At 52.9% G+C, this 24065-nt stretch carries 14 protein-coding genes; 4 read left to right on the top strand and 10 right to left on the bottom strand.

The genetic code is table 11. From position 1 onward, the window contains the following. Positions 1-358 precede the first annotated feature (358 nt). Complete coding sequence (locus NDA02_RS12065) at positions 359-1297, top strand: diguanylate cyclase (protein ID WP_199296518.1); 939 nt, start codon at positions 359-361, stop codon at positions 1295-1297. Between the two features lie 104 nt (positions 1298-1401). Here the strand turns inward: NDA02_RS12065 and purB are convergent, their stop codons facing one another. Next, positions 1402-2697, bottom strand: a complete 1296-nt coding sequence (gene purB, locus NDA02_RS12060) for an adenylosuccinate lyase (RefSeq protein ID WP_190791706.1) — start codon at positions 2695-2697, stop codon at positions 1402-1404. A 136-nt stretch (positions 2698-2833) separates the two neighbouring features. Further along, complete coding sequence (gene trpA, locus NDA02_RS12055; RefSeq protein WP_348255028.1) at positions 2834-3637, bottom strand: tryptophan synthase subunit alpha; 804 nt, start codon at positions 3635-3637, stop codon at positions 2834-2836. A gap of 140 nt (positions 3638-3777) precedes the next feature. Here trpA and NDA02_RS12050 point away from each other — a divergent pair, with 140 nt between their 5' ends. Both NDA02_RS12050 and NDA02_RS12045 read left to right on the top strand, forming a co-directional pair. Next, positions 3778-5448 (top strand): hypothetical protein, encoded by a 1671-nt coding sequence (locus NDA02_RS12050; RefSeq protein ID WP_348247762.1) that lies wholly within the window; start codon positions 3778-3780, stop codon positions 5446-5448. A 180-nt stretch (positions 5449-5628) separates the two neighbouring features. Beyond that, a complete protein-coding gene (locus tag NDA02_RS12045; protein WP_348247803.1) occupies positions 5629-6579 on the top strand; it encodes a GDP-L-fucose synthase in 951 nt (316 codons plus the stop codon). A gap of 8 nt (positions 6580-6587) precedes the next feature. Here the strand turns inward: NDA02_RS12045 and NDA02_RS12040 are convergent, their stop codons facing one another. After that, positions 6588-7910 carry a hemolysin family protein gene (locus NDA02_RS12040; RefSeq protein WP_190789582.1) on the bottom strand — a complete coding sequence of 441 codons (1323 nt, stop codon included), beginning with the start codon at positions 7908-7910 and terminating at the stop codon, positions 6588-6590. A gap of 523 nt (positions 7911-8433) precedes the next feature. Between NDA02_RS12040 and mfd the strand changes: the two genes are divergently transcribed. Continuing rightward, a complete protein-coding gene (mfd, locus tag NDA02_RS12035) occupies positions 8434-11976 on the top strand; it encodes a transcription-repair coupling factor (RefSeq protein WP_348247763.1) in 3543 nt (1180 codons plus the stop codon). Positions 11977-12084: 108 nt separating this feature from the next. Here the strand turns inward: mfd and NDA02_RS12030 are convergent, their stop codons facing one another. The 7 genes from NDA02_RS12030 to NDA02_RS12000 form a co-directional block, all read right to left on the bottom strand. Continuing rightward, the gene (locus NDA02_RS12030) at positions 12085-12954 is read right to left on the bottom strand and encodes an NF038130 family PEP-CTERM protein (protein ID WP_190792502.1); all 870 of its coding nucleotides are present in this window, start codon (positions 12952-12954) and stop codon (positions 12085-12087) included. Between the two features lie 437 nt (positions 12955-13391). Next, positions 13392-15602, bottom strand: a complete 2211-nt coding sequence (locus NDA02_RS12025) for a nitrate reductase (protein ID WP_190792509.1) — start codon at positions 15600-15602, stop codon at positions 13392-13394. A gap of 147 nt (positions 15603-15749) precedes the next feature. Then, on the bottom strand, positions 15750-16586 hold the full coding sequence (locus NDA02_RS12020) for a nitrate ABC transporter ATP-binding protein (RefSeq protein ID WP_348247765.1): 837 nt from the start codon (positions 16584-16586) through the stop codon (positions 15750-15752). Positions 16587-16705: 119 nt separating this feature from the next. Beyond that, entirely contained in the window at positions 16706-18703 is a 1998-nt protein-coding gene (locus NDA02_RS12015) for a nitrate ABC transporter ATP-binding protein (protein WP_190792504.1), read from the bottom strand. 61 nt (positions 18704-18764) lie between these two features. Then, positions 18765-19601 (bottom strand): nitrate ABC transporter permease, encoded by an 837-nt coding sequence (ntrB, locus tag NDA02_RS12010; RefSeq protein ID WP_190792505.1) that lies wholly within the window; start codon positions 19599-19601, stop codon positions 18765-18767. Positions 19602-19846: 245 nt separating this feature from the next. Continuing rightward, positions 19847-21166, bottom strand: a complete 1320-nt coding sequence (locus NDA02_RS12005) for a CmpA/NrtA family ABC transporter substrate-binding protein (protein WP_190792506.1) — start codon at positions 21164-21166, stop codon at positions 19847-19849. 222 nt (positions 21167-21388) lie between these two features. After that, positions 21389-22933 carry a ferredoxin--nitrite reductase gene (locus NDA02_RS12000; RefSeq protein WP_348255026.1) on the bottom strand — a complete coding sequence of 515 codons (1545 nt, stop codon included), beginning with the start codon at positions 22931-22933 and terminating at the stop codon, positions 21389-21391. Between the last annotated feature and the right edge of the window lie 1132 nt (positions 22934-24065).

Genomic DNA, 24065 nt, shown 5'->3' with positions numbered 1-24065 from the left:
GGGCAAAACCCATTCGCAAAACTTGAGCAGCAAAGTTTTCCATTCCTGGCACTCGCCCGTTGATTCAGTTGATTCAACATTTGTTTGGAGCGGTTCAACGAGCCGGATGAAGATTTGTTAATCCTCGAAATTAGCAAAATCTCGAATGTATCACTGATTCAGCCGGAGTAAGCTGGGAACAGGAATAAGCATCAGATTTTGGGTTTTCAGCAGCCGGATTCGTACCTGAGGAATGTGGTGCAGTATGAATTTAGGAGGTTACGGGTGCATCATCCTACCAAACTTTTTAGCGTTTTCGCGTGATTCAGGGATGGACGCTTCAATACTTTTAATTGGGAGTGATGCTTTCCGACTTGCCTTGCTTCGTCTCCTTTCTGAGCTGAATGCGTTTGCGATCGAAGTTGCTCCAAATCCTCAGGAGGCACTTCCGCTTATCCAGGCGCAGCAGCCCGATCTGCTCGTAATCCAAGCCGGACAGCCAGGAAGCCTTTCCCTCTGTGAACAGCTCAAATCGCAAAGTCGTCTTGCCTGGATTTATTGCTTTGTGCTGGAGGATAGCTCTGATGCAGTCTCCCAGATGACGATCGATTCTGCTGACGGCGAGGCGGCAGTTCATTACGCTAAAAAACAAGCCGAAGCGTTAGCCGCAGGAGCAGATGCTTACCTGAACATTCCGCTCAATCGGGAAACTTCTCAGCAAGCCGGATGGCGTTCTTTAATTACGGCACAAATTCAGGTTGGACTGCGGCAAGTGCGAAACTATCGAGAGCTAATTCGGGCTAACGATGTGCTGTCGGCGATCGCCCTACTCGACCCGCTGACGGAACTGAACAATCGCCGCGCTTTTGAATGGGAATTGCCGCGCCAGATCCAGAACGCCCGCGAACGCCGAGGGCTAATTAGCCTGATCATGCTGGATGTAGATTTTTTCAAGTCGATCAACGACACCTATGGACATTTAATTGGCGATCGTGCTCTAAAAGTCCTGGCAGCACGGCTGCGGCACAATCTGCGGTTTTACGATACGCCCTTCCGCTATGGCGGCGAAGAATTTGTGATTATCCTCAGCGAAACGGGCGCCCAAGAAGCTGACATGATTGCAAACCGAATCTGTCAAATCATCAACGCTCAGCCCTTTGCGATCGACGACACGCTGGATCTAACGATCACCGTCAGTATTGGAGCTGCTACGCTGGATTCGGAAGATGATCCGAAAGGCCTTAGCCTGCTGCAACGGGCAGACGATCGCCTGCTTCGCGCTAAATCGCTGGGACGCAATCGAGTTGTGAGTAGTTGAATCAAAAAAATGGAGCAGTGTGATAGCCCCTATAGGGACGGCTTGCGAACCGCCCTTACCTTTATGACTGCCCCACTTTTACTGCCCTACTTTTACCACCCGATTTAAATATTCAATCGCTGATAGACCGTGTTCAGGTTTTGCAGATGGTGCTGCGGATTAAAGCATTCCTCGATTTCTTCCGGCGAGAGATGCTCTGTCACCCGCGAATCCTGGGCAATCAGGGCATGAAAGTTTCCGATTTCGGTGTTCCAGGCCGTATGGGCGCAGGACTGGACGATCGCATAAGCAGCTTCCCGGTTTAAGCCTTTTTCGACCAGCTTAAGCAAAACTCGCTGGCTAAACACTACGCCGCCATAGCGGTTCATGTTGCGCTGCATATTCTCCGGGTAGACCAGCAGATTTTTCACCAGATCGATCGTTTCCATGAGCATAAAGTGCATCAGAGTGCAGCAGTCGGGCAGCATCACCCGCTCCACCGAACTGTGAGAGATATCTCGCTCGTGCCAGAGGGCGACGTTTTCCAGCGCGGCAACAGCGTGACCCCGAATAATGCGTGCCATTCCGGTCAACCGCTCCGATCGAATCGGGTTGCGCTTGTGGGGCATGGCAGAAGAGCCTTTCTGTCCCTTTGAGAAAAACTCTTCCACTTCCAGCACATCGGTGCGCTGAAGGTTGCGAATCTCAACAGAAAATCGCTCGATCGACGCGGCAACCAGCGCCAGCACCTGCACAAACTCCGCATGACGATCGCGGGAAACGACCTGGGTCGAAGCGGGATCAGGCTCCAGGCCAAGTTTCTGACAGGCGATCGCCTCTACCTGCGGGTCAACGTTGGCGTAGGTTCCGACCGCGCCCGAAATTTTGCCTACTGCTATCCGAGGATAAAGCTGTGAGAGGCGATCGCGATGCCGCAGCATTTCTGCCAGCCAGCCCGCTAGCTTAAAGCCAAACGTAATCGGTTCAGCATGAATGCCGTGCGATCGACCGATCATCACCGTATCGCGATGCTGCTGTGCCTGATAGCGAATCGCCTGAATTAAATCCTCGACGCGGCACTGAATAATCTGCAAACTGGCAACCAACTGAAGCGCAAGTGCAGTATCCAGCACGTCCGAACTGGTCATGCCCAGGTGAATATAGCGTCCTGCGTCGCCAACATATTCATTCACGTTCGTCAGGAAGGCGATCACGTCATGCTTGACCTCAGCTTCGATTTCGAGGACGCGCTTTGGGTCAAAATTTGCCTTTGCCTTGATCGTCTCGACTGCCTCTGCCGGAATGTAGCCTAGCTCTGCCTGCGCTTCACAAGCGGCGATTTCAACCTGAAGCCAGGTTTTGAGCTTGTAGGTTTCTGTCCAAATTTCGCCCATTTCGGGCAGGGTGTACCGTTCTATCAAGGCTTTGTGGAGAATGCGACCGATCTATTTTACTGCTCTCGTGCAAGGGGCGATCGGTTTTGTTGAAGGTGGATGGGTAGGGGATGAGGGAATCGGGAGATCGAACACCATTTCTACCGCATGAGGATACAGAATATCAGTCTCGATTTTTAATGACTTGCTTTAAGCTGCGGCAAAAAGATTCGATCGCCTGTAAACCCTGTTTGGGGGAGCCTTCGCTGAGGCGCTTGACAAAGGCACTGCCGACGATCACGGCATCTGCGCCCCATTCCATGACCTGGCGGGCATGTTCGGGCTGGGAGATGCCAAACCCGACTCCGATCGGCTTATCGGTGACTTCACGAAGCTGGGTTAAGAGTTCCTGCACCCGGGATTCGATTGTGGTGCGAACTCCAGTGACGCCGGTGACGCTAACCAGATAAAGAAAGCCCTGGCAGCGATCCGCGATCGTGGCAATCCGGTCTTTGGGCGTGGTGGGGGCGACCAGCAAAGTGACTTCGATTCCGGCATCAGCGGCGGCTTTTAAGAGTTCATCGACTTCTTCGAGCGGCAAATCGGGAATCACCAGTCCATTTGCGCCTGCCGCTGCTGCTTGATGCATGAAGTTGGCAATGCCGCGATTCAAAATTGGGTTGTAGTAGGTAAACAGGACGATCGGTGCCCGAAGCTGAGGACGCACAGTTTTGAGCATCTCCAGCACTTGCTCTAGCCGGACTCCGTTTGCCAGGGCACGAGTTGCTGCCGCCTGGATGACAGGACCATCAGCAAGCGGGTCAGAGTAAGGAACGCCTAGTTCAATCAAGTCGGCTCCGCTGCGATCGAGAATTTGCAGTGCTTTTGCGGTGGTGTCCAGGTCGGGATCGCCTGCGGTAATAAAGGGAATCAGCGCACATTCGCCTCGATCGCGTAATTTCTCCATGCAGTCTGAAATTGAAACCATGCTGAACTTACCCCAAACCTGCCGATTGACCGTTTTTTATTTTACAGGGTGGTGGTCAGAAGGCGGCAATGCGAATCAGGAACGCTGAAATCTGCATTCTGCCAGACGACACCCGCGTTTAGACTAGCTAGCGTGGAAAGGTGGTCTGGAAGCTTGATCTGTGGAGCGTGGCGATCGTGATTGAGGGCAGTCAAACAATCCTATTTGGCGGTTCGGTCTGGACGCAGCTTTTAACCGCGATCGTTGTTGGGTTGCTGGTCGCGTTTGCGCTTCAGGTTTTGCTGACCAGTTTAGGCGTGGCGATCGGAATGTCGGTTTTAGCCATTCGAGCCAGTGCTCATCGAGCTGCACATCAGGAGTTAGAGCAAGATCTCAGCCAGGAATTAGAACTGAATTCTGCTGAATCCAACGCCGTAGAGCCAGAAATCGCGAGTGAGCCAGCGTCTGCGGAATCCTCTGGGGTTCAGCTTGGATTTTGGGCAGGCTTTGGCGTTTTGCTGACGGTGAATACGGTTTTGTTTGCCGCCTGTTTTTTAGCAGCGCGATTTAGTCAGGCTCAAAGTCCGATAACTGGGGCGATCGAGGGGATTGTGATCTGGTCTGCCTATTTACTGATTTTGATCTGGCTTAGCTCAACGGCGGTAAGTTCTGTTGTTGGGTCGCTGCTGAGCATCACGACGGGCGGATTTCGGCGACTGATTCATCCGATCGGCGCGCTGTTTACCCCAGCGGAACCCGTCCCTGTAACCGAAACTGAGATGCTGGCAACGGTTCGTCAGGAAATTCAGGCAGCCTTTGAGCCAGAACAGCTCCAGTCTTTAATTCGAGCGGAGCTTCAACGATTCACGCTTGCGGAAACTGCGGAGCAATCGGCGGTTCCAGGACTGCATTATCAAGAACCAACCGCCCAAGAAAAAGCGGAAGAAAAAACTGTTCAAGAAAAAACAGCCTTGCAGTTGTCGAAAACCGATTCGACCCTGACCCTCGTTCAGCAGCAGCTTATTCAATTCCTTCAGCATACGGATAGACTGACCGCGAAACGAGTCGATCGCCGCTTGCGAGAAATCCTGGACGCTGCCCAATTTGTCCTGCCTGATTTAGCCCTGATTCCTGAGGTCGATCGAACGACAGCAATGCGTTTGCTAATGGATCGTGAAGACCTGGGCGAAAAGCAGCGCGAAAAGATTTTGAATCAGATTGAGAAGACCTGGAATGAATTCCGGCGATCGAATCAGGATGATCGCGAGGATCAAATTGAAGAGAATGAAAGAAACGGTGTTGGTGAACATTCTGCTGCATCCAATCCAGCGATTCAACAGGTTACGGAGACTGCTTTAAAGACACTAGCCGAACAGCTTCCCAGCTCCTTCACAGACAATGCTGCCGTTGAGCGGGTAATGCAGCAACTCCCCGAACTGCTTCAGCAAGTGGGCAATCAGCTTCCTGCCGGAACAGGTTTAGCGATGCTGGCAATGGCACTGATGCGAGGAAAAGACCTGTTGCCCGAAGACGGGATAGACTCATTGCACATTCGCCAAACTCTCGATCGCCTGGTGAATCAGTCTGGTATGGCAGATCTCAATCGAACGGTTGTGGATCAGGTCGATCATTTGCGCGATCGATCAATGCAGCAGATTGAGCAAGTGCAGCAAACCCTTCAAGCAACTGCCGACACGCTCAAGACACAAACCCAAGAGCAGCTTCAGGCGACTCAAAAAGCAGCGACGATTGCCGCTTGGTGGCTGTTTTTGACGGTCTCAACGGGAGCCATTTCGGCAGCTCTGGCAGGGGCAATTGCCAATCAAATCTAGGTATAAGCCAAGAGCGATTTCAGCAATCCCTGGGAACTCTGGAGATGCGCTGTAGTTTCCGTTCATGGCTTTCCCAGTCAGTACATGCAGGTCAATTTCCGGATTTGCATAAAAGGCTGTGTTAGTTTTGACTGGAACGAAAACTGCCAGGTGAATCTCTCGCTAACTGCCGTGAATGTGATGAATAAAGACGCAAAAATCTACGTTGCCGGACACAACGGACTGGTTGGAAGTGCGATCGTGCGGGTGCTGCAAGCCAATGGCTTCACCAACCTGCTGCTGAAAACAAGTCGAGAACTCGATTTGCGGCGACAGACCGAGGTTGAAGCCTTTTTTGCGGAGGAGCGTCCCGAATACGTTTTCCTGGCGGCTGCCAAGGTGGGCGGCATTGGGGCAAATAACACCTACCGCGCCGAGTTTTTGTATGACAATCTGATGCTGGAAGCCAACGTGATTCACAGTGCTTACCAGTCAGGCGTGAAGAAATTATTGTTTCTGGGGTCGTCCTGCATTTATCCCAAACTCTGCCCCCAGCCGATGCGCGAAGACTATCTGCTGACCGGCTTCCTGGAGCCGACGAATGAACCGTATGCGATCGCCAAAATTGCCGGACTGAAGCTCTGCGAAAACTACTGCCGTCAGTACGGAGCTAACTTTATCTCCGCTATGCCCACCAACCTTTACGGCATCAACGATAACTTTGACCTGGCAAATTCCCACGTTTTGCCTGCCCTGATTCGCAAATTTCACGAAGCCAAGCTCAACCATGCTCCCGCTGTCGAAATCTGGGGCACGGGAACTGCCCTGCGCGAGTTTCTGTTTGTTGATGATCTGGCCGATGCTCTGCTGTTTCTGATGCAGCACTATGACGAGCAGGACTTTATCAACGTCGGTACTAGTGAAGAAGTCTCAATCCGGGAACTGGCAATGACGATTCAAGCGATCGTCGGCTATAGAGGCGAACTGCAATTCGACAGTACCAAACCCGACGGCACGCCTCGTAAATTGCTGGACACCACTCGCTTACAGCAGCTTGGCTGGCAGCCCAAGACTTCCCTTAAGGAAGGCATTGAGCAAACCTATAAATGGTTTCAAGCCCATTACGGCAAAGTGAGAGGGCAGGAAGGGTAGGTCGTCCCTTACTCACCTCCTGCTCCTGGCTCGCCCACTTTCCCCGGCGGTATCACTAGCACCTTATCCACCCGGTTTCCGTCCATATCCATCACTTCAAACCGGAAGCCTTCCCACTCAAAATGATCGGATGATTTGGGGATGTGTCCGAGTTGGGTGATGATAAAGCCGCCCATCGTTTGGTAGTTGCCACGATCTTCTCCGGGCAGCTCGTTGATTTCAAACAGTTCCTTCAGTTCGTGGATGGGTAGCATTCCATCAATGAGCCAGGAACCGTCTTCGCGCTGAATGAATTCGGCTTCCTGGGGCTGATCGGCAAAGGGAATATCGCCAATGATGATTTCCATGACGTCATTCAGGGTGACAATGCCCTGGGTGATGCCGTATTCGTCTACCACAAAAGCGATGTGAGTTCCGAGCTGCTTAAATAGTTCCAGGACGCGGGGAGCGCGGGTGCTTTCGGGCACAAATAGGGGCGGACGCAGCAGGGCAGTAAAGTCGATCGGGTGATTGGAGAGACTGCGATTCAAAATATCTGTGACGTAGACCACGCCCAGCACGTTGTCGAGCGAGTCCAGGCAAACGGGGAAGCGATTGTGGTGGCTCTCTATCATCTTGCGGCGATTGATCTCATAAGAGTCATTCATATCCAGCCAGATGATATCCAGGCGCGGCGTCATGATCGCACTCACCTGCCGATCGCCCAGGCTAAACACTCGCTCCACCATGTCTTGCTCAGAGGCTTCAAACGTGCCTGCTTGTGCCCCCTGCCGCAGCAGCACTTTAATTTCTTCTTCAGTGACGAGCGGCTCGCCTTCATTAGGGTTGACCCGCAGTAGCCGCAGCACCAATTCAGTTGAACTTGTGAGCAGGGTGACGATCGGCGAAGCGAGTTTTGCTACCCACTGCATCGGCTGGGCGATCGAGGAGGCAATCTTTTCGGGGCTATGCAGTGCCAGCCGTTTTGGAACCAGTTCGCCCACAATCAACGACAGGTAGGTAATCACCATCACCACCAGCCCAAAGGCGATCGCCTCGCTGTATTGCCCGACGCCAGGAATTTGTGCGATGTATCCGGCAAAACTGCGCGATAGCGTTGCTCCTCCAAATGCACCCGCTAGAATTCCGATCAGGGTAATGCCGACCTGCACCGTGGATAAAAAGCGATTCGGTGAATTTGCGAGAGCCAACGCCGCCCGCGCCTGTCGATCGCCCTGTTCAGCAAGTTCCTGCAAGCGGGCACGACGAGCAGAAACGATCGCCATTTCTGACATCGCAAAAACGCCGTTTGCCAGTATAAGCAGGAGGATGGTCAGGACTTCGAGCAGCATTGTTTCGGGGAAGGAGGGGTGGATGAGTGGCGGGGCAAGTGGGTGAAGCGATGAGGGAATGGGAAGAAGGGGAACGGGAATCGTAGGATGTGTTAGCGCAGCGTAACCGATCGTTTATCGGGGGATGAGAATGCTTGCACAGTTTGGATCAAGGTAGGGTAACGAGTTCTCTGGGAGATACAAAATCTAAAACTTCCTCCGGTCTCCAAGTCTTCCAAAATTAGCGGATTTAGGGGACAACGCAAGAGATTTCCAACTCATCAAAAATTTTCTTAGAAGCAAATTTTCCGATCGCAAAGCGTACTGTAATAGATAAAACTTACCATTCTCAGATCGAGGGCATGAATCGAAGGCATAAATCGAGGACAGAATTTGTACCGTCGGAGAGAAGCTAGGAGAATCTCTCAGCCTTCGCCTATCCAGACTTCTACAGACTTCTACAATAGTAGAGATCGAAACTGCACCTGTCGATTCGATTTTCTGCTCCGCTCTTCTTGCACCCATCCGCTTTCACCGACCTGCTATGGCATTCTCTTCTATTACCCGCGCCCTCGGACGATCGCCCCTCACCGCTGACCTGTTGACCAAGCTCGACCAGCAGCACCTCGTTCGCCTCAGTGGGATTTCACGCCTGCCGAAAGGCTTGGTGTCCTCGGCTCTGGCACAAGCGCAGAATCGCAGTCTTGTTATGATTGCCGGAACATTGGAAGAGGCAGGACGCTGGGCGGCGCAGCTTGAGGCGATGGGCTGGAAGTCGGTTTATTTTTATCCCACCTCGGAGGCGGCTCCCTATGACCCATTTGACCCGGAAGCCGAAATGCTCTGGGGTCAGCTCCAGGTGCTTGCCGATTTGCAGGAGCAGATGCAGTCTGGGAAACAGCATCCCCCGGTAGCGATCGTCACTACTGAACGTGCTTTACAACCCCATCTTCCCCCTGTAGAAGCTTTCCGTCCCTATTGCCTGACGCTGATGAAGGGCATGGATCTGAGCCTGGAAGATTTCAGCCAACAGGTCGCAGAACTGGGCTATGAGCGAGTTTCGCTGGTAGAAACTGAGGGACAGTGGAGCCGTCGCGGAGACATTATTGATATCTTTCCGGTGGCGGCAGAGTTGCCCGTGCGCCTGGAACTATTCGGCGACGAACTCGATCAAATCCGCGAATTTGACCCCGCCACACAGCGATCCCTTGAGGGCACCGATCGCCTCTTGCTCACCGCAACCAATTTCACACCGATAATTCTGGGCGCACTGGAGATTGGCAACTCCACCTCGAACAAACTGACCCACATCGCGCCCTTTCTATCGGTAGAAGAACTGGAGCGGCTAGAGCAGGGACAGGCTCCCGAAGGAATTCGTCGCTTTCTGGGAGTCGCATTCGATCAGCCTGCTTCGCTGATTGATTATCTGCCGCCCGATACGCTGATTGGCATCGATGAGCCGGATTTGTGTCGGGCACACAGCGATCGCTGGTACGAACACGCCGAGGAACTGTGGCGCGAAGTCAATTCTAAGGAAGAGGCAGAATATGAACTGCCCAAAATCCACCGATCGTTTGAAGATTCACTGGTGTTACTGGAATCCTTCGATCGCCTGCACCTGACCGAACTGGCAGAAGACGGGGCATCCTCAACGCTGAATCTGGCGAGTCGGCCGGTTCCGGCAATTCCGCATCAGTTTGGCAGGCTAGCAGAAACGATTCGGCAAGAACGCGATCGGGGGTTTGCCGTGTGGCTGGTGTCGGCGCAGCCGTCGCGATCGGTGGCGTTGTTGCAGGAGCACGACTGTCCGGCGCAGTTTGTTCCGAATCCAAGGGATTTTCTGGCGATCGACAAGCTTCAAACGCAGCGCACTCCGGTTGCCGTCAAGTATTCCGGTCTGGCGGAGCTGGAAGGCTTTATTCTGCCGACATTTCGCCTTGTAGTTGTCACCGATCGCGAGTTTTTTGGACAGCAGAGCCTTACCACGCCGACCTACATCCGCAAGCGCAGACAGGCAGCTTCCAAGCAGGTAGACCCGAATAAGCTTCAGCTGGGCGATTATGTCGTTCACCGCAATCATGGGGTCGGTCGCTTTTTAAAGCTGGAAAGCCTGACGATCAATAGTGAAACCCGCGAGTATTTGGTGCTGCAATATGCAGACGGCTTGCTAAGAATCGCTGCCGACCAGCTCAGCGCTCTGTCACGCTATCGGACAGCGGGAGATCAGGCTCCTGAACTGAATAAAATGTCGGGCAAAGCCTGGGAAAAGACCAAGAGCAAGGTCAGAAAAGCCGTCAGAAAAGTGGCTGTCGATCTGCTCCAGCTTTATGCCCAGCGCGCCCAGCAGCAGGGATTCACTTATCCGATCGACACGCCCTGGCAGGAAGAACTGGAAGAGTCGTTTCCTTATCAGCCCACGCCCGATCAGCTTAAGGCAACCCAGGATGTCAAGCGCGATATGGAAAGCGATCGCCCGATGGATCGATTGGTCTGCGGCGATGTCGGCTTTGGCAAAACTGAAGTGGCAATCCGCGCCATCTTCAAGGCGGTCACTGCCGGAAAGCAGGTCGCCCTTCTCGCCCCCACCACCATCCTGACGCAGCAGCATTACCACACGCTCAAGGAACGCTTCGCTCCCTACCCAATCCAGGTGGGCTTGCTCAACCGCTTCCGTAGTCCCGAAGAACGCAAGGGGATTCAGCAGCGGCTCACGACTGGGGAAATTGATGTTGTGGTAGGAACGCATCAGCTTTTGGGCAAAGGCATTCAGTTCAAGGAGCTGGGCTTGCTCGTGGTGGATGAAGAACAGCGATTTGGCGTCAACCAGAAAGAGAAAATCAAATCCCTCAAAACTCAGGTCGATGTGCTGACGCTGAGCGCGACTCCGATTCCGCGTACTCTGTACATGGCTCTTTCTGGCGTGCGCGAAATGAGCTTGATTACCACGCCGCCCCCTTCTCGTCGCCCGATCAAAACTCACCTTGCGGCATACGATCCTGAAGTCGTACGAACTGCCATTCGGCAGGAACTCGATCGTGGGGGTCAGGTTTTCTATGTCGTTCCGCGGGTAGAAGGCATCGAAGAAGTGGCAGGCAAACTGCGGGAAATGATTCCCTCGGTGCGAATTGCGATCGCCCACGGTCAAATGCAGGAAGGCGAACTGGAAGCGATGATGGTGACGTTCAACAACGCCGAAGCCGACATTCTGGTCTGTACCACAATCATCGAGTCTGGACTGGATATTCCGCGTGTGAATACGATCGTGATCGAAGACGCGCAAAAGTTCGGTTTGTCCCAGCTTTATCAGCTTCGGGGACGGGTGGGACGCGCCGGAATTCAAGCACACGCTTGGCTGCTGTATCCGCGTCAGTCTGCCCTCACTGATACCGCAAGACAGCGACTCCGCGCCATTCAGGAATTCACCCAGCTCGGATCGGGCTATCAGCTTGCCGTCCGCGATATGGAAATCCGGGGAGTGGGTAATCTGCTCGGCGCAGAGCAGTCGGGACAAATGGATGCGATCGGCTTTGACCTTTATATGGAAATGCTGGAAGAAGCAATCAAAGAAATTCGCGGTCAGGAAATCCCGCAGGTCGACGATACCCAAATTGATCTCAACATCACGGCATTCATTCCCGCTGACTACATCGCCGATCTCGATCAAAAAATGAGTGCCTACCGCATGGTGGCAGCCGCCCAGTCTCCGCTGGAACTGCAAAGAATCGGAGCGGATTGGGTCGATCGCTACGGAGCCATTCCCTCCGCCGCCCAGCAGCTCCTCAAAGTAATGGAACTGAAACAGGTAGCAAAATCGCTCGGCTTTAGCCGCATCAAACCCGAAGGCAAACAGCACGTCGTCCTGGAAACCCCAATGGAGGAACCCGCCTGGAATCTGCTGCGCGAAAATCTGCCTGCCCACCTGCAAACCCGCTTTGTCTACACTCCCGGCAAAGTGACGGTGCGCGGGTTGGGTATTCTCAAACCCGATCAGCAGCTTGAAAACTTGCTAGGCTATTTCAGCCGAATGCAGGGTGGACTGCCAGATACAACCGTGCGAAACAGTTCCCCGTCTGAGGTGACTGCGTAGAGTAGGAATCAAAAACGAATGGGTTGCGAAAAACGTACCTCGATGGTGCATTTCTCACAACCCATGTTTCAACCTGTTTTGAGCGAGATGTAGGCTATTGCCGTTTACCTATGCGGCAGTCTTCAGCTTACGTGAGGCAACAAGACCACCCGCAACGATCAGCGATCCAATTACAGAAGGTTCTGGGGTCGATTTGGGGGAAGGAGCTAAGGTCTTTGTCCAGGTGTAGCGACCTGTGTAGGACTCGCTGCCGTCATTGGTAGAGACTCCGGTTGAAGTTGCATTGAAGCTGTAGGCGTAGTACGTATCCTTACCGATCGTCACCTTCGCAATTTCACTAGCCTGGATAGCACTTTGGGTTCTGCCGGCAAACCTAAGCAAAATATTGTCCCAGGTAGTGTTCCCCGTGCTGTATTGCCTTGCCAAAATTCGTGGTCTCAGGTCTAGATGCCCAATCAGGTCTAGCTTCAACTGCCCTGTCAGACTATCCAGGGTGAGCGATCCTACATTTGGATCGCCAGAACTAGGCAAACCCAATGAGAGCAGAGAAGACCGGGCATCTCGTTGTTGAGACAAGGTTAGCATTGACCACATCTGGGTGATTTGAGCACTCGATGCAAGAAAATCAGTGAGCCACTGATTCCCAAATACTGCCCAGTCGGCTGCTGTAACGCTTTGAACGGTGACATTGTATTTGCCCAGTGTGCTGCTGAAACCAACATTAGCAGTGGGATTTTCAGTGGAAGCCCATAGCTCTACGTTAGAAGTGGGGTTGCTGTCCTGTAGGGCTGCGATGGCAGCACCAGCATGATTGCTAGAAAAAATCCCGTTAGAGCCACCTGTATAAGTCCTGTAGTTAGATGTGTCGAAAATGATATTTCTCGGAGTCAACGTTGCAGCGTTAGAGGGGCTAACAATTGCCCCTGCACTTAGGCATACAGCCGCCCCTAACAAAATTTGTTTGATAGCAATTGCCATACCGAATATCTCCAAATTTTACAAGTTGTATGCGTAGATTTGAGCCAAAGTTCAGGGTTCTGGGGCGGGTAAACACCTGACTTACGACTTCAACAATCAGAGGAATAAAGGCAAAGGAATGAGGGCACTCAAGCAGATCTGTAAAAACAGATGTTTTAATCCATTCGGCTAGGCAACTTGTTATTCTGCCTACCGTTTAGTTTAGGGACATTAATAGCTAGAAAGAATAAACCTAAGCCTAGAGTCAACAAAAATTCGATGAAAAAAACAGAACTTTCTTGTGTAATTGATACTTAAAATTAGTTGAAATTACAGAACCTCTAATAGCTCATCCTATTAGGGCAAAACCGATTTGTATCTGACGCGAAGTTAAGGGAACTGTAATTTCCCTGAACCTCCTTCCCCGGTATGCCGCAAATGACAATCAATATTAGTGATTAGTGAACACTGGGCAATGGGGAAGGAGTCAGAGGTGATGTTGCGGAAAGAAGATCTGTAGCTGCTTCTAATGGATGCAAAGATTCGGCTTGGCGAATGGGAATAAGCTGCACGGCGCAGGCTTTTAGCTCCGGCTGTTTTGAGTCGGGGCAGGCAGTTGGGTGAGTAAGGGCATTTGCTTCGGCTTGGTCTGCCCAGAGTTCGCCCCAGTGCATTGGCACAAACAGCGTTCTTGGGGCGATCGCCTTGGTCACTTTAGCGGGAAAACGAGCCATGCCTCGGCGCGATCGAACTTCGACCCATTCACCGTCATTCACTTCGAGTTGAGCCGCGTCGCGGGGGTGGATTTCAATAAACGGCGCAGGGTGCATCTGACGGATTTTTTCGATGCGTCCGGTGCGGGTCTGGGTATGCCAGTGACCGTAGAGCCTGCCGGTGGTCAGCACGTAAGGAAAATTTTCGTCGGGTGGTTCTGCTAAACCTCGCGAATAGGATGCTCCGAAGCGGGCGCGTCCGTCGGGGGTGGGGAAGCGTAAATCGTGATAGAGTCGCGGCGTTGAAACCAACTGTCCCTCAGCCAAGGGCCACTGAAGCGGTCCTTCAGTTTGCAGGCGATCGTGGCTAATGCCCGTCATGTCACACACGCGATTTCGGGTAAGCCGTACAAATTCTGCGTGAACGTCAGCCGCCGATTCAAACGCAAACTGCTCCTTAAAGCCGAGCCGCCGCCCCACTTCTGTAAAAATTTCCCAGTCGGGCTTTGCCTCACCGGGAGCAGAACGAAAGGCTGAACATAGAGTAACCCGCCGCTCGGAGTTGGTCATGGTGCCTGTTTTTTCGCTCCATTGGCAGGCAGGCAGCAGCAGGTGAGCATAGGCGGCGGTTTCAGTGGGGTAATATGCCTCTTGATAAATCGTGAAGGGCGATCGACGCAAGGCAAACTTAGCCCGTTCCAAATCGGGTAGACTGACGACCGGATTGGTCGCAGCAATCCAGACTAAACCCACCTCGCCGGTTTCCAGCCCGGTGATCATGTCCCAAACCGTGCGTCCGGGGTGAGGTGAAATGCTCCCGGCAGGCAATTTCCAGACCTGCTCGACTTCCGCCCGATGTCGATCGCTCATCACAAAGCGATAGCCCGGCAACAAATGAGACAGTCCGCCTGCTTCGCGTCCGCCCATTGCGTTGGGCTGCCCAGTGAGCGAAAAGGGTCCGGCTCCAGGTTTGCCAATTTGTCCGGTGAGCAAATGCAGATTAATCAGGCTGCGAACTTTCGCCGTGCCTTCGCTAGACTGGTTCATGCCCATCGACCAGAGCGACAGGACGCGATTGGACTCGCCCCACATCCGAGCCGCCTGCTCTAGTTGCTCGACCGAGATGCCACAGCGCTCGGCAGTGACCTGCGGCGAATAGTGCTGCATCACTTCCTCGAATGCCGCAAAACCAGCCGTATGCTGAGCGATGAATTCCGGCTGATCATAGCCCCACTGCTTCAGCAAATGCGCCATGCCGTTAAACAAATCGATATCTGTTCCCGGTCGAATGGGCAGGTGCAGATCGGCAGCTTCGGCAGTTTCTGTGCAGCGGGGATCAACGACAATGAGTTTAACGTTTGGATTGCGTTTGTGGTGTTTGCGGAACCGATTAAAGGCGATTGGGTGACACTCGGCGGCATTGCTGCCCACGATAAAAGCGCAGTCCGTCAGCTCTAGATCGTCGTAGCAGCAGGGCGGACCATCGGAACCCAGACTTTGTAGATAACCCGCCACCGCTGACGACATACAAAGCCGCGAATTGGCATCAAAGTTATTCGTGCCAAGACAGCCTTTCACCAGCTTTTGCGCCGTGTAGTAGTCCTCCGTGAGAAACTGCCCGGAGCCATACACACAGATCGCATCCTTGCCCTGGGTTTGCTGGATGGTCTGAATCCGATCGACAATCTTTTGAAATGCCTCTTCCCAGCTAATCCGCCGAAATTCCTGATCCAGCGATTCGCGCCACAGAGGATACAGCAACCGATCGCGGTCGATCGCCTCCATAACGGTCGCGCCTTTGACACACACCATGCCCTGACTTGAAGGATGGGATCGATCGCCCCGGACTTTGTAGGTAGAAGCAGGGGCAGACGGCTGGGAGGCTTCGCTAGAGACAACCTCGAGACCGCAGCCTACGCCGCAGTAGGGGCAGAGGGTTTTGATCGGGGTAGACATGGGGAAGGCGGCAGGGAGTTCTGGACGAATAATCTCAGTTCGCGGAGGAAGAACCGCAGATTTCATAAGGGCAGTTCGCGAACCGTCCTTACATCAGGATTGGTAGCAAGCAAGGACAGAAATTGGTGGGCAGTGCCCACCCTACAGCTAGTCGAGGTGAGCATAGCGGCGGTAGAGAAATTCCATCGCCTGAGCCCGCAGATCGTAGTAGCGCGGGTCTTCGATCACCTGGACTCGGTTGCGCGGACGGGCAAAAGGCACTTCCAGAATTTCGCCGATCGTCGCAGCGGGTCCGTTGGTCATCATCACGACGCGATCGGCAAGCAGCAGAGCTTCGTCAATATCGTGGGTAATCATGAGAACCGTGGTGCGGTGTTCCGTCCAGATCTTCAGCAGTTCGTCCTGGAGTTCTTCGCGGGTAATCGGGTCGAGTGCGCCAAACGGCTCATCCAGAATCAACACTTGGGGACGCAGTGCCAGAGCACGGGCAATACTGACGCGCTGCTTCATGCCGCCGGACAAGGCTTTTGGCTTTTTGTCTGCGGCTTCGCCCAAGCCCACCATATTCAGGTGATCGCGGGCGATCGCTTCTTTCTCGGCTTTGGGCTTTTTGCGCCACACCGAGTTAATGCCCAGATAGATATTCTCGAATGCGGTCTTCCAGGGCAGCAGCGAATAGTTTTGAAACACCACCATCCGATCGGGTCCAGGCTTGGTGATGCGATTTTGTTGCAGCCGGATTTCGCCTTCGGTGGGCTGATTAAAGCCTGCCACCATATTGAGCAGCGTCGATTTACCGCAGCCAGAGTGACCGATGACGCAGATAAACTCGCCTTCCCGCACCGTCAGATTCACATCTTTCAGCACCAGATAAGGTTCACCGTCCTGGGTAGGATAGGACTTCGAGACGTTTTCAATTGTCAGAAACGGTTCTTGAACCGAGGGCGGTGTGATTTCGAGATTCTTGGAGTTGAGAGTTTGCATAGGGGGGTGTCAGGAAAGAGCAAATAATGCGCTGTGCAGCTTAATTAGCTGGGCGGAGCGTCGAATTACTGTTTGAACTGGGGAAGCAGGAAGCTAGCCCGCAAGCAAGATGAAAGAAGTTACGGAGTAACAGGGACTTGATCCAGGTTGACTTCTTCGATCCGAATGTTCTGCTTGATCGTCAGACTATTGAGATAGCCGATCGGGTCATCGGGATTAAACACTGTGCCATCAGAAAGCGTGACCGGACGGCGATTAGGTTCAATATCAAGCATTCCGAGATCCCGTGCTGCTGCGCCGAATACATCTACGCGACGCGTCCGCTCTAGCACGTCTACCCAGTTGCGCGGGAAAGGAGTAATTCCCCAGCGTGCCAACTGCGTCATGACCCACAGTCCTTCGACCCGGTAGGGACAATTTGTCCGATCAACGTAAAACTGGTTGTAGCGCAGCAAAGAGCTGGGAGCTTCGCCCATGCCGCGATCGTAGGGCGTCACCAGACCCGGACGAATGTAATCGACCGATACGCCAATGTATTCAGGACGGGCAAGGATTTCGGCAATTTCTTCGCGGTTGCGGCGATCGTCGCAGTATTCGCAGGCTTCGAGCAGTGCCTTGACCAGCGCAATATGGGTTTGCGGATAGCGATTTGCCCAGTCTTCGCGCACACCCAGCACCTTTTCCAGGTGTCCCGACCAGATATCAAGGTCAGTGGCAATTACAAAGCCCAAGCCTTCCTGCACCGCTCGCGAGTTCCAGGGTTCGCCTGCACAATAGCCGTCGATCGCCCCGGTCTTTAGCGCGCTCACCATCTGAGCCGGCGGAATCATCACAATATTCACGTCCTGGTTGGGATCAATGCCGCCCGAAGCCAGCCAGTGTCGCAGCATCAGGTTGTGCATTGATGCCGGGTGAACCACTGCCAGCGTCAGCACTTTGTCCCGGTTGCGATCGATTGCCGCTTTCAGATCTGCTAGCGATCGCACACCTTCGTTGTAAAACCGCTTGCTGAGGGTAATCGCGTTTCCGTTGCGGCTCAGCACCATTCCCGTGACGATGGGCGTGGGCTGCATTCCTTTCATCCCCAAACTAAGGGCGAGCGGCATACCCGCGACCATTTGCGCCGCATCCAGACGACCGCTCATGATGCCATCGGCGATCGCTTTCCAGCCCGGTTCACGCGACAGAGTGACTTGCTCCAGTCCGTGCATTTGGAAGAAGCCCTTTTCTTTTGCCACTGCCAGCGGCGCACAGTCTGTCAGGGGAATAAAGCCAATTTCCAGGTTGATTTTTTCCAGCCCGTTGCCTGCAATCACCGGAATCACCTGACGCTGCTTTGCTCGCTTCTGCTGGTTCAGGAAATAATTGACTTCGTTTCGCAGACCATAAAAGCTGGGATGCCCCAGGACTGCCAATCGTTCACGCGGACGCTCAAACGGCACTTCTAGAATTTGTCCGATATGGGATTCGGGGCCGTTAGTGAGCATCACAATGCGATCGGACAGCAGCAGGGCTTCTTCGACATCGTGGGTCACCATAATGCAGGTCAACTCGTTTTGCTGAGCAATTTGCATGAGCTGATCTTGCAATCCGCTTCGGGTGAGGGCATCGAGCGCACCAAACGGCTCATCCAGCAGCAGCACCTTCGGGCGCAGCGCCAAAGCACGAGCAATTGCCACGCGCTGTTTCATGCCACCGGAAAGCTGTCCGGGTCGCTTGTCTGCCGCATGACGCAAATGCACTAGGTCAATGTGTTCTTCAACGATCGCCTGTCGCTCTGATTCCGGTTTGTCGCGCAGCACTCGATTCACTGCCAGGGCAATGTTTTGACGCACCGTGAGCCAGGGCAGCAGCGAATAGTTTTGAAACACCACCATGCGATCGGGTCCGGGTTTTGTCACTTGTCGCCCTTCCAGAACCACGCCACCTGCCGCAGGTTTTGCGAGCCCGGCAACAATGTTAAGCAGGGTCGATTTACCGCAGCCGGAATGCCCGAGCAGCGTCACAAATTCACCTTTTTTGATTTGCAGGTTGATGTTTTTGAGGGCGATATATTCACCGCCGCCGGGAAGCGGAAAGACTTGATCGATATGGTCGATGTGAACAAAAGAAGACATGGCAGGTTGAGGAGTGAAGGAGTGGATGGGTGGGGAGATACGGGGAGCGAGAAATAAGGGGTTAGTTTTGTTCGTCGGGGACGATGCGATGACCGATAAAGCTAATCAGGCGATCGAGTAATAGACCCACCAGACCCACGTAAAAGACTGCCAAGATTACTTCGCTCAAGCTGCCGCTGTTGTACGCATCCCAGATAAAGAAGCCGATGCCGACGCCGCCTGTGAGCATTTCTGCTGCAATAATCGCCAGCCACGATAGACCGACCGCAATCCGTAGTCCAGTAAAGATGTAGGGGAGAGCCGCAGGCAGCAGGACGTTAAAGAAATACTCGATGCGCGATAACTGAAGCACCTTTGCCACGTTGTTATAGTCCTGGGGAATATTGCGAACCCCCACTGCCGTATTGATGATGATGGGCCAGATCGCAGTAATAAAAATCACGAAAATGGCAGCAGGTTGGGAATCGCGGAACGCCGCCAGAGAAATCGGCAGCCATGCCAGGGGGGGAATCGTTCGCAACACCTGAAAGATGGGGTCAAGGGCGCGAAACATGAACAGGCTAACGCCGATCACAATTCCTAAACCAATTCCCGCTGCTGCTGCCAGGGTATAGCCTACCGCCACCCGCTTTAAACTTGCCGCAAGCTGCCAGAACAAGCCCTGGTCTGTGCCGTCGCCCTGAAAGAACGGATCGATAATCAGCGGGTCCCAGGTTTCTTGCAGCACTTTGGTCGGGCTAGGCAGCGTTGCATCCGCTCCAGAACAAAGAACTTGCCAGACGGTTAGAAATACAGCGATCGCAATCACGGTCGGAATTGCCCGCTTGAAAAATTGAGCGATTCGCGAGGGAAGCTGGGCTGCAAGCGAATTTCGGGAGCGATTGGTAATAACTGCCATGAGGAGTGGTAGAAAAAGAAACGATAAGGGGGATAGGGTCGTGAACGATCGGGAAAAGTAATTCTAGATTTCCTGTTTTAGATTTCCTGAAGAGGAACCGCAGATCGTGTAGGAGCATTTTGCAAAACGCCCTTACAGAATCGTGAAAGACAGGTCTAGGTTTCAGGAGATCATGGAAAAAGAATGGGAAAGGGAACGATCGCAGCGATTCAAAACTGAACCGTTCCCGCGTCAGACATCTGAAACTATGCTTTCTTGATTGCCAGGCCGTTGAGGTAGGTCTCTGGATTTTCGGGGTCGAACTTGACGCCATCGAAGAAGGTTTCAACGCCGCGTGAGGGGCTCTTGGGAATGGCAGCATCTTGACCGATCGCCTTAGCAGCTTCACGCCAGAGATCTTCCCGGTTTACTTGATCCACCAGCTTCTTCGCGTCAGTATCACCCGGCAGGTAGCCCCAGCGCATATCTTCAGTGACAAACCAGAGGTCGTGGCTCTTGTAGGGATAGGACGCGCCATTCTCCCAGAATTTCATCAGCAGATCGCTGTTCTCGAGCTTGCGACCATCGCCGAAATCAAAGTTGCCCTGGAGGCGTCCGAGGATGTCATCTTTGGGCACTTTCAGCCATTGGCGACCCGAAACGATGTCCACCATTTCCGCTTTGTTCTCAGCCTTCTCGCACCACATTTGTGCCTCTTGAACTGCCATCAGCAGAGCCTTGGTCGCCTTCGGGTTCTGATCCACCCAGTCAGCCCGCAGAGACAGCGCTTTTTCGGGGTGGTCTTTCCACATCTCGCCTGTTGTAAAAGCAGACACGCCGATTTTCTGGTTCACACTCTGCGCGTTCCAGGGTTCGCCCACACAAAAGGCATCCATGTTGCCGACTTTAAGATTGGCAACCATCTGAGGCGGCGGCACCACAATCACCGAGACATCCTTCGTCGGGTCAATGCCGCCTGCAGCCAGCCAGTAACGCATCCAAAGATCGTGGGTTCCGCCGGGGAAGGTGACTGCACACTTAATTTCCTTACCGCCTGCCTTGGCTTTTGCAAAAGCATCCTTCAGGGGAGAGCTATCAGCAGTGACATTCAGCCCTTTGTAGTCATTTGCCAGCGTGATGCCCTGTCCGTTGGCGTTCAGCCGCGCCAGGATGTACATTGGCACAGGCTTATTGCCTTTGGTGATTCTGCCGGTGGTCATCAGGTAGGGCATCGGCGTGAGGATGTGTGCGCCGTCAATTCCGCCCCCTTGAGAACCCAGTTCCAGGTTGTCGCGGGTGACAGCCCAGGATGCCTGCTTGGTCACTTCGACATCGGGCATTCCGTACTTGGCAAACAAGCCTTTTTCCTTCGCGATGATCAGGGGGGCCGCATCGGTAAGGGCAATAAAGCCGAGTTTAGCCGAGGTTACTTCTGGCGCATCCGCTGCCGAAATCGGAGCAGCCGCACTGGTGGTCGCCTGAGTATCCGTCTTTGACGCTGAGGAACTACAGCCGTGCATTAGTAGCGTTGCTGCCGTCGTTGCACCTGCTGTTACCAGGAAGTTGCGTCTCGAAATCTTGGACATGGATTCAATACCCTATGAATGAAAGTTGAGTGAAATTCAAGGAGTTAAAGCAAGCGAACTGATCCGATCGCAGGAGCAGACTATCCTGCAACACCAGACAATCGCATCATGACCCTTGACCTAGAACAATCCGTGAACCGAATCGAAGCAGCAATCAATGACTAAGCGCGAATTAAGCCGTGAATTAATCTGTGATGCTGTCGGCGATCGTCATAGCAATGATCAAAGCGTTTTCGGCGTTGCGCCAAACTGCTGAATCAGCAACTCGCGCAATACAGGCTTAAGGTCGTCGCAGGGAATGCCTTTCCGAACACAAGTGCCCAGATGAGCATCCTTGCCAACCTTGCCGCCCAGGTATAAATCGACCCCTTCAACGGTTTTGCCGTCCTTGCGAGTCTTTGTGCCCATCAATCCAATTTCCGCCACCTGCGGCTGACCACAGGAGTTGGGGCAGCCTGTCCAGTGAATGCGAACCGATCGCGCAAAGTCCAGTTCAGATTCCAGTTCGCGAATCATTGCCGTGGCTCGATTTTTGGTTTCGATCAGGGCAAAGTTGCAGAACTGTGAGCCCGTACAAGACACAAGCGATCGGCTCAGCGGAGCGGGATGGATGGAAAACTTTTGCAGCAGGGGTTCTTGCAACAGGGCATCGAGCCGGGAGTCGGGCACATGGGGAATGATCAGGTTTTGCTCGACTGTGAGCCGGATTTCGCCATTGCCGTAGACTTCAGCTAGTCGCGCTAGGTCATACATATCCGCAGCAAAGAGCCGTCCAACCGGAACGTGCAGTCCCACATAGTTTAGTCCGGGCTGCTTTTGCGGATACACGCCAATGTGGTCGCGCTTTTCCCAGTCGATTTCGTCTTTGGGGGCAGCAGGTGCAAGCGATCGTCCCAACTGCTGTTCGACTTCAGCCCGGAAGCGATCGAGTCCCCATTCGTCGATTAGCCACATCAGGCGCGACTTTTGACGGTTTGCCCGCAGTCCGTTATCCCGGTAGACTTCCAGGATGGCGCGGCAGAGCGAAACGACTTCAGCGGGAGAAACCCAGACATTCATCGGGATAGCAGCTTCACAGCGTTTCGCTGAGAAGAAGCCGCCCACCACCATATTAAAACCCAGGTCGCCCGACGGTGCGTAGGCAGGCACAAAGGCAATATCGTTGATTTCAGCATGGACTGAGTTATCGCGTCCACCTTCGATCGCAATGTTGAACTTGCGCGGCAAATTCGTAAATTCAGGATTACCTTTGCCGTTGCCCGTAATCATGTCCTGCACCTGCTGTACCAGATCGCGCACGTCGATCAGTTCGCTGGCATCGAGTCCGGCAACCGGGGAAGCGGTGATATTGCGGACGTTGTCCATTCCAGACTGCACACTGGTCAAGCCCACGGCATCCATGCGGTTAAAGATATCGGGAATATCTTCGATCCGAATGCCGCGAAGCTGAAGGTTTTGGCGGGTGGTGATATCTGCGTTGCCGCTGTCGCCGTATCGCTGCACAATGTCTGCCAGCACGTTCATTTGTGCGCTGGTGAGAATACCCGAAGGCATCCGCAGCCGCATCATAAATTCACCGGGCGTTACCGGACGAAAGAACACACCCAGCCACTTGAGGCGATAGTCGCGATCGGCTTCGTCAATGGCCTCCCAGCCGATTTGGGCAAAGTGAGACAGGTCTTGCTTAACTGCCAGTCCGTCCTTTTCGGCTTTGATTTTTTCAAACTTGTTCAAGCTCGTGGCTTGAGGGCTAATCACGCTGGTCACGGGTTTATCCTCTCAGGATGGCGGGGTGAAACCTGCTATTGGCATAGCGTAGGGGGAATGCATCTATCATTTGGTGCATTTTGTTACCAATTGTTTCCGACAATGAGCAATTTGCATCCTAGTGATGCGTTTTTTGCATAAGGTCGAATTATGAGCATTATTCAGGTTTAAGCAGAAGACGCCGAAGGCTCAAAAGTATTCAGGATGGAGCTTGCGGGCGATCGAACAAACTTTTATGTGGGTGGAAAATCAGCCATATTTCTATTTCTGTATTCCACGTAACTATTTTTTGAAGTATTGCTTTACAAGTGCTTCAGCTCACAATTTTGGTCCTTATAAACAGAGCTTATGAACACTAAAAGCAATCAAAAACTATTCGCCGAGAAGTAACCAGAGTTAAAAATTTGAAAGTTTAATAACCTTCTACAAACGTTCAAGAGCGACTCGATATCGTAACTTGCCTGGGTAATTCCACGATTCTTACAATCTAACTGAATCTTGCTAAATTACTGTCACTGTTTCATGACACCTAGCTTTTTTTAGACAGGTCTTAAAATCGCAGAGCTGGCTCTCGGAAAAGGTTTGGCAAGCTTTTTTGAGACATTGCAAGGCTTACAAAATAAATTGCTAAGGAAATTAATTGCAAGCCGACCTTAACACCTGGTTATAAAAACAAACGAGCAATGATGAAATAATCTCAATTCGTTCTAATCGCTCTCCTTCCCTAATCTCAGGATTTCGCCTAGCTTTAAATAAGCAAATCTAAGATAGAAACCCTTGAGCTGATGTAATCAAACTAGAAAAATTCAAAGCTTTATTTCGTATTGATAGCTACATTCGGTTGCGAGCCATGAAGCAACTGCATCAGAGATATGCGTTTTTTACAATTCGTGCCCGTTTTGTGGCTGAAGGCGATCGCATTCCAAAGCCTTTGATGCTGAAATACAGGATATACCGCTTTCTGAAAGCCCCTTTTTCCACTCAACCCTCAAGAGACTGCACCCCAAAGAGAAACTGCTTTGCCGCAGCCGCTAAACTGTTTCGACAGCCTCCAGCGTGAACTAAACTGCTCTTTAGCCTTCTGCCCCTGGAGATCCAAAGCTTTGCTCTGACTTGTTTTGCTCCGATCTGC

Origin of the sequence: Leptolyngbya sp. ST-U4 (assembly GCF_039962215.1) — a bacterium.
In the GTDB taxonomy this organism is placed as follows: Bacteria; Cyanobacteriota; Cyanobacteriia; order Elainellales; family Elainellaceae; genus Leptolyngbya_A.
The sequence above is the reverse complement of the archived record's forward strand: the minus strand, read 5'-3'. Positions and strand labels throughout refer to the sequence as shown.

What these genes read in the sequence shown, in the direction of transcription:
- trpA (WP_348255028.1), bottom strand. Translation starts at nt 3,637, where the DNA reads ATGGTTTCAATTTCAGACTGCATGGAGAAATTACGCGATCGAGGCGAA.
- NDA02_RS12045 (WP_348247803.1), top strand. Translation starts at nt 5,629, where the DNA reads ATGAATAAAGACGCAAAAATCTACGTTGCCGGACACAACGGACTGGTT.
- NDA02_RS12040 (WP_190789582.1), bottom strand. Translation starts at nt 7,910, where the DNA reads ATGCTGCTCGAAGTCCTGACCATCCTCCTGCTTATACTGGCAAACGGC.
- mfd (WP_348247763.1), top strand. Translation starts at nt 8,434, where the DNA reads ATGGCATTCTCTTCTATTACCCGCGCCCTCGGACGATCGCCCCTCACC.
- NDA02_RS12030 (WP_190792502.1), bottom strand. Translation starts at nt 12,954, where the DNA reads ATGGCAATTGCTATCAAACAAATTTTGTTAGGGGCGGCTGTATGCCTA.
- NDA02_RS12025 (WP_190792509.1), bottom strand. Translation starts at nt 15,602, where the DNA reads ATGTCTACCCCGATCAAAACCCTCTGCCCCTACTGCGGCGTAGGCTGC.
- NDA02_RS12020 (WP_348247765.1), bottom strand. Translation starts at nt 16,586, where the DNA reads ATGCAAACTCTCAACTCCAAGAATCTCGAAATCACACCGCCCTCGGTT.
- NDA02_RS12015 (WP_190792504.1), bottom strand. Translation starts at nt 18,703, where the DNA reads ATGTCTTCTTTTGTTCACATCGACCATATCGATCAAGTCTTTCCGCTT.
- ntrB (WP_190792505.1), bottom strand. Translation starts at nt 19,601, where the DNA reads ATGGCAGTTATTACCAATCGCTCCCGAAATTCGCTTGCAGCCCAGCTT.
- NDA02_RS12005 (WP_190792506.1), bottom strand. Translation starts at nt 21,166, where the DNA reads ATGTCCAAGATTTCGAGACGCAACTTCCTGGTAACAGCAGGTGCAACG.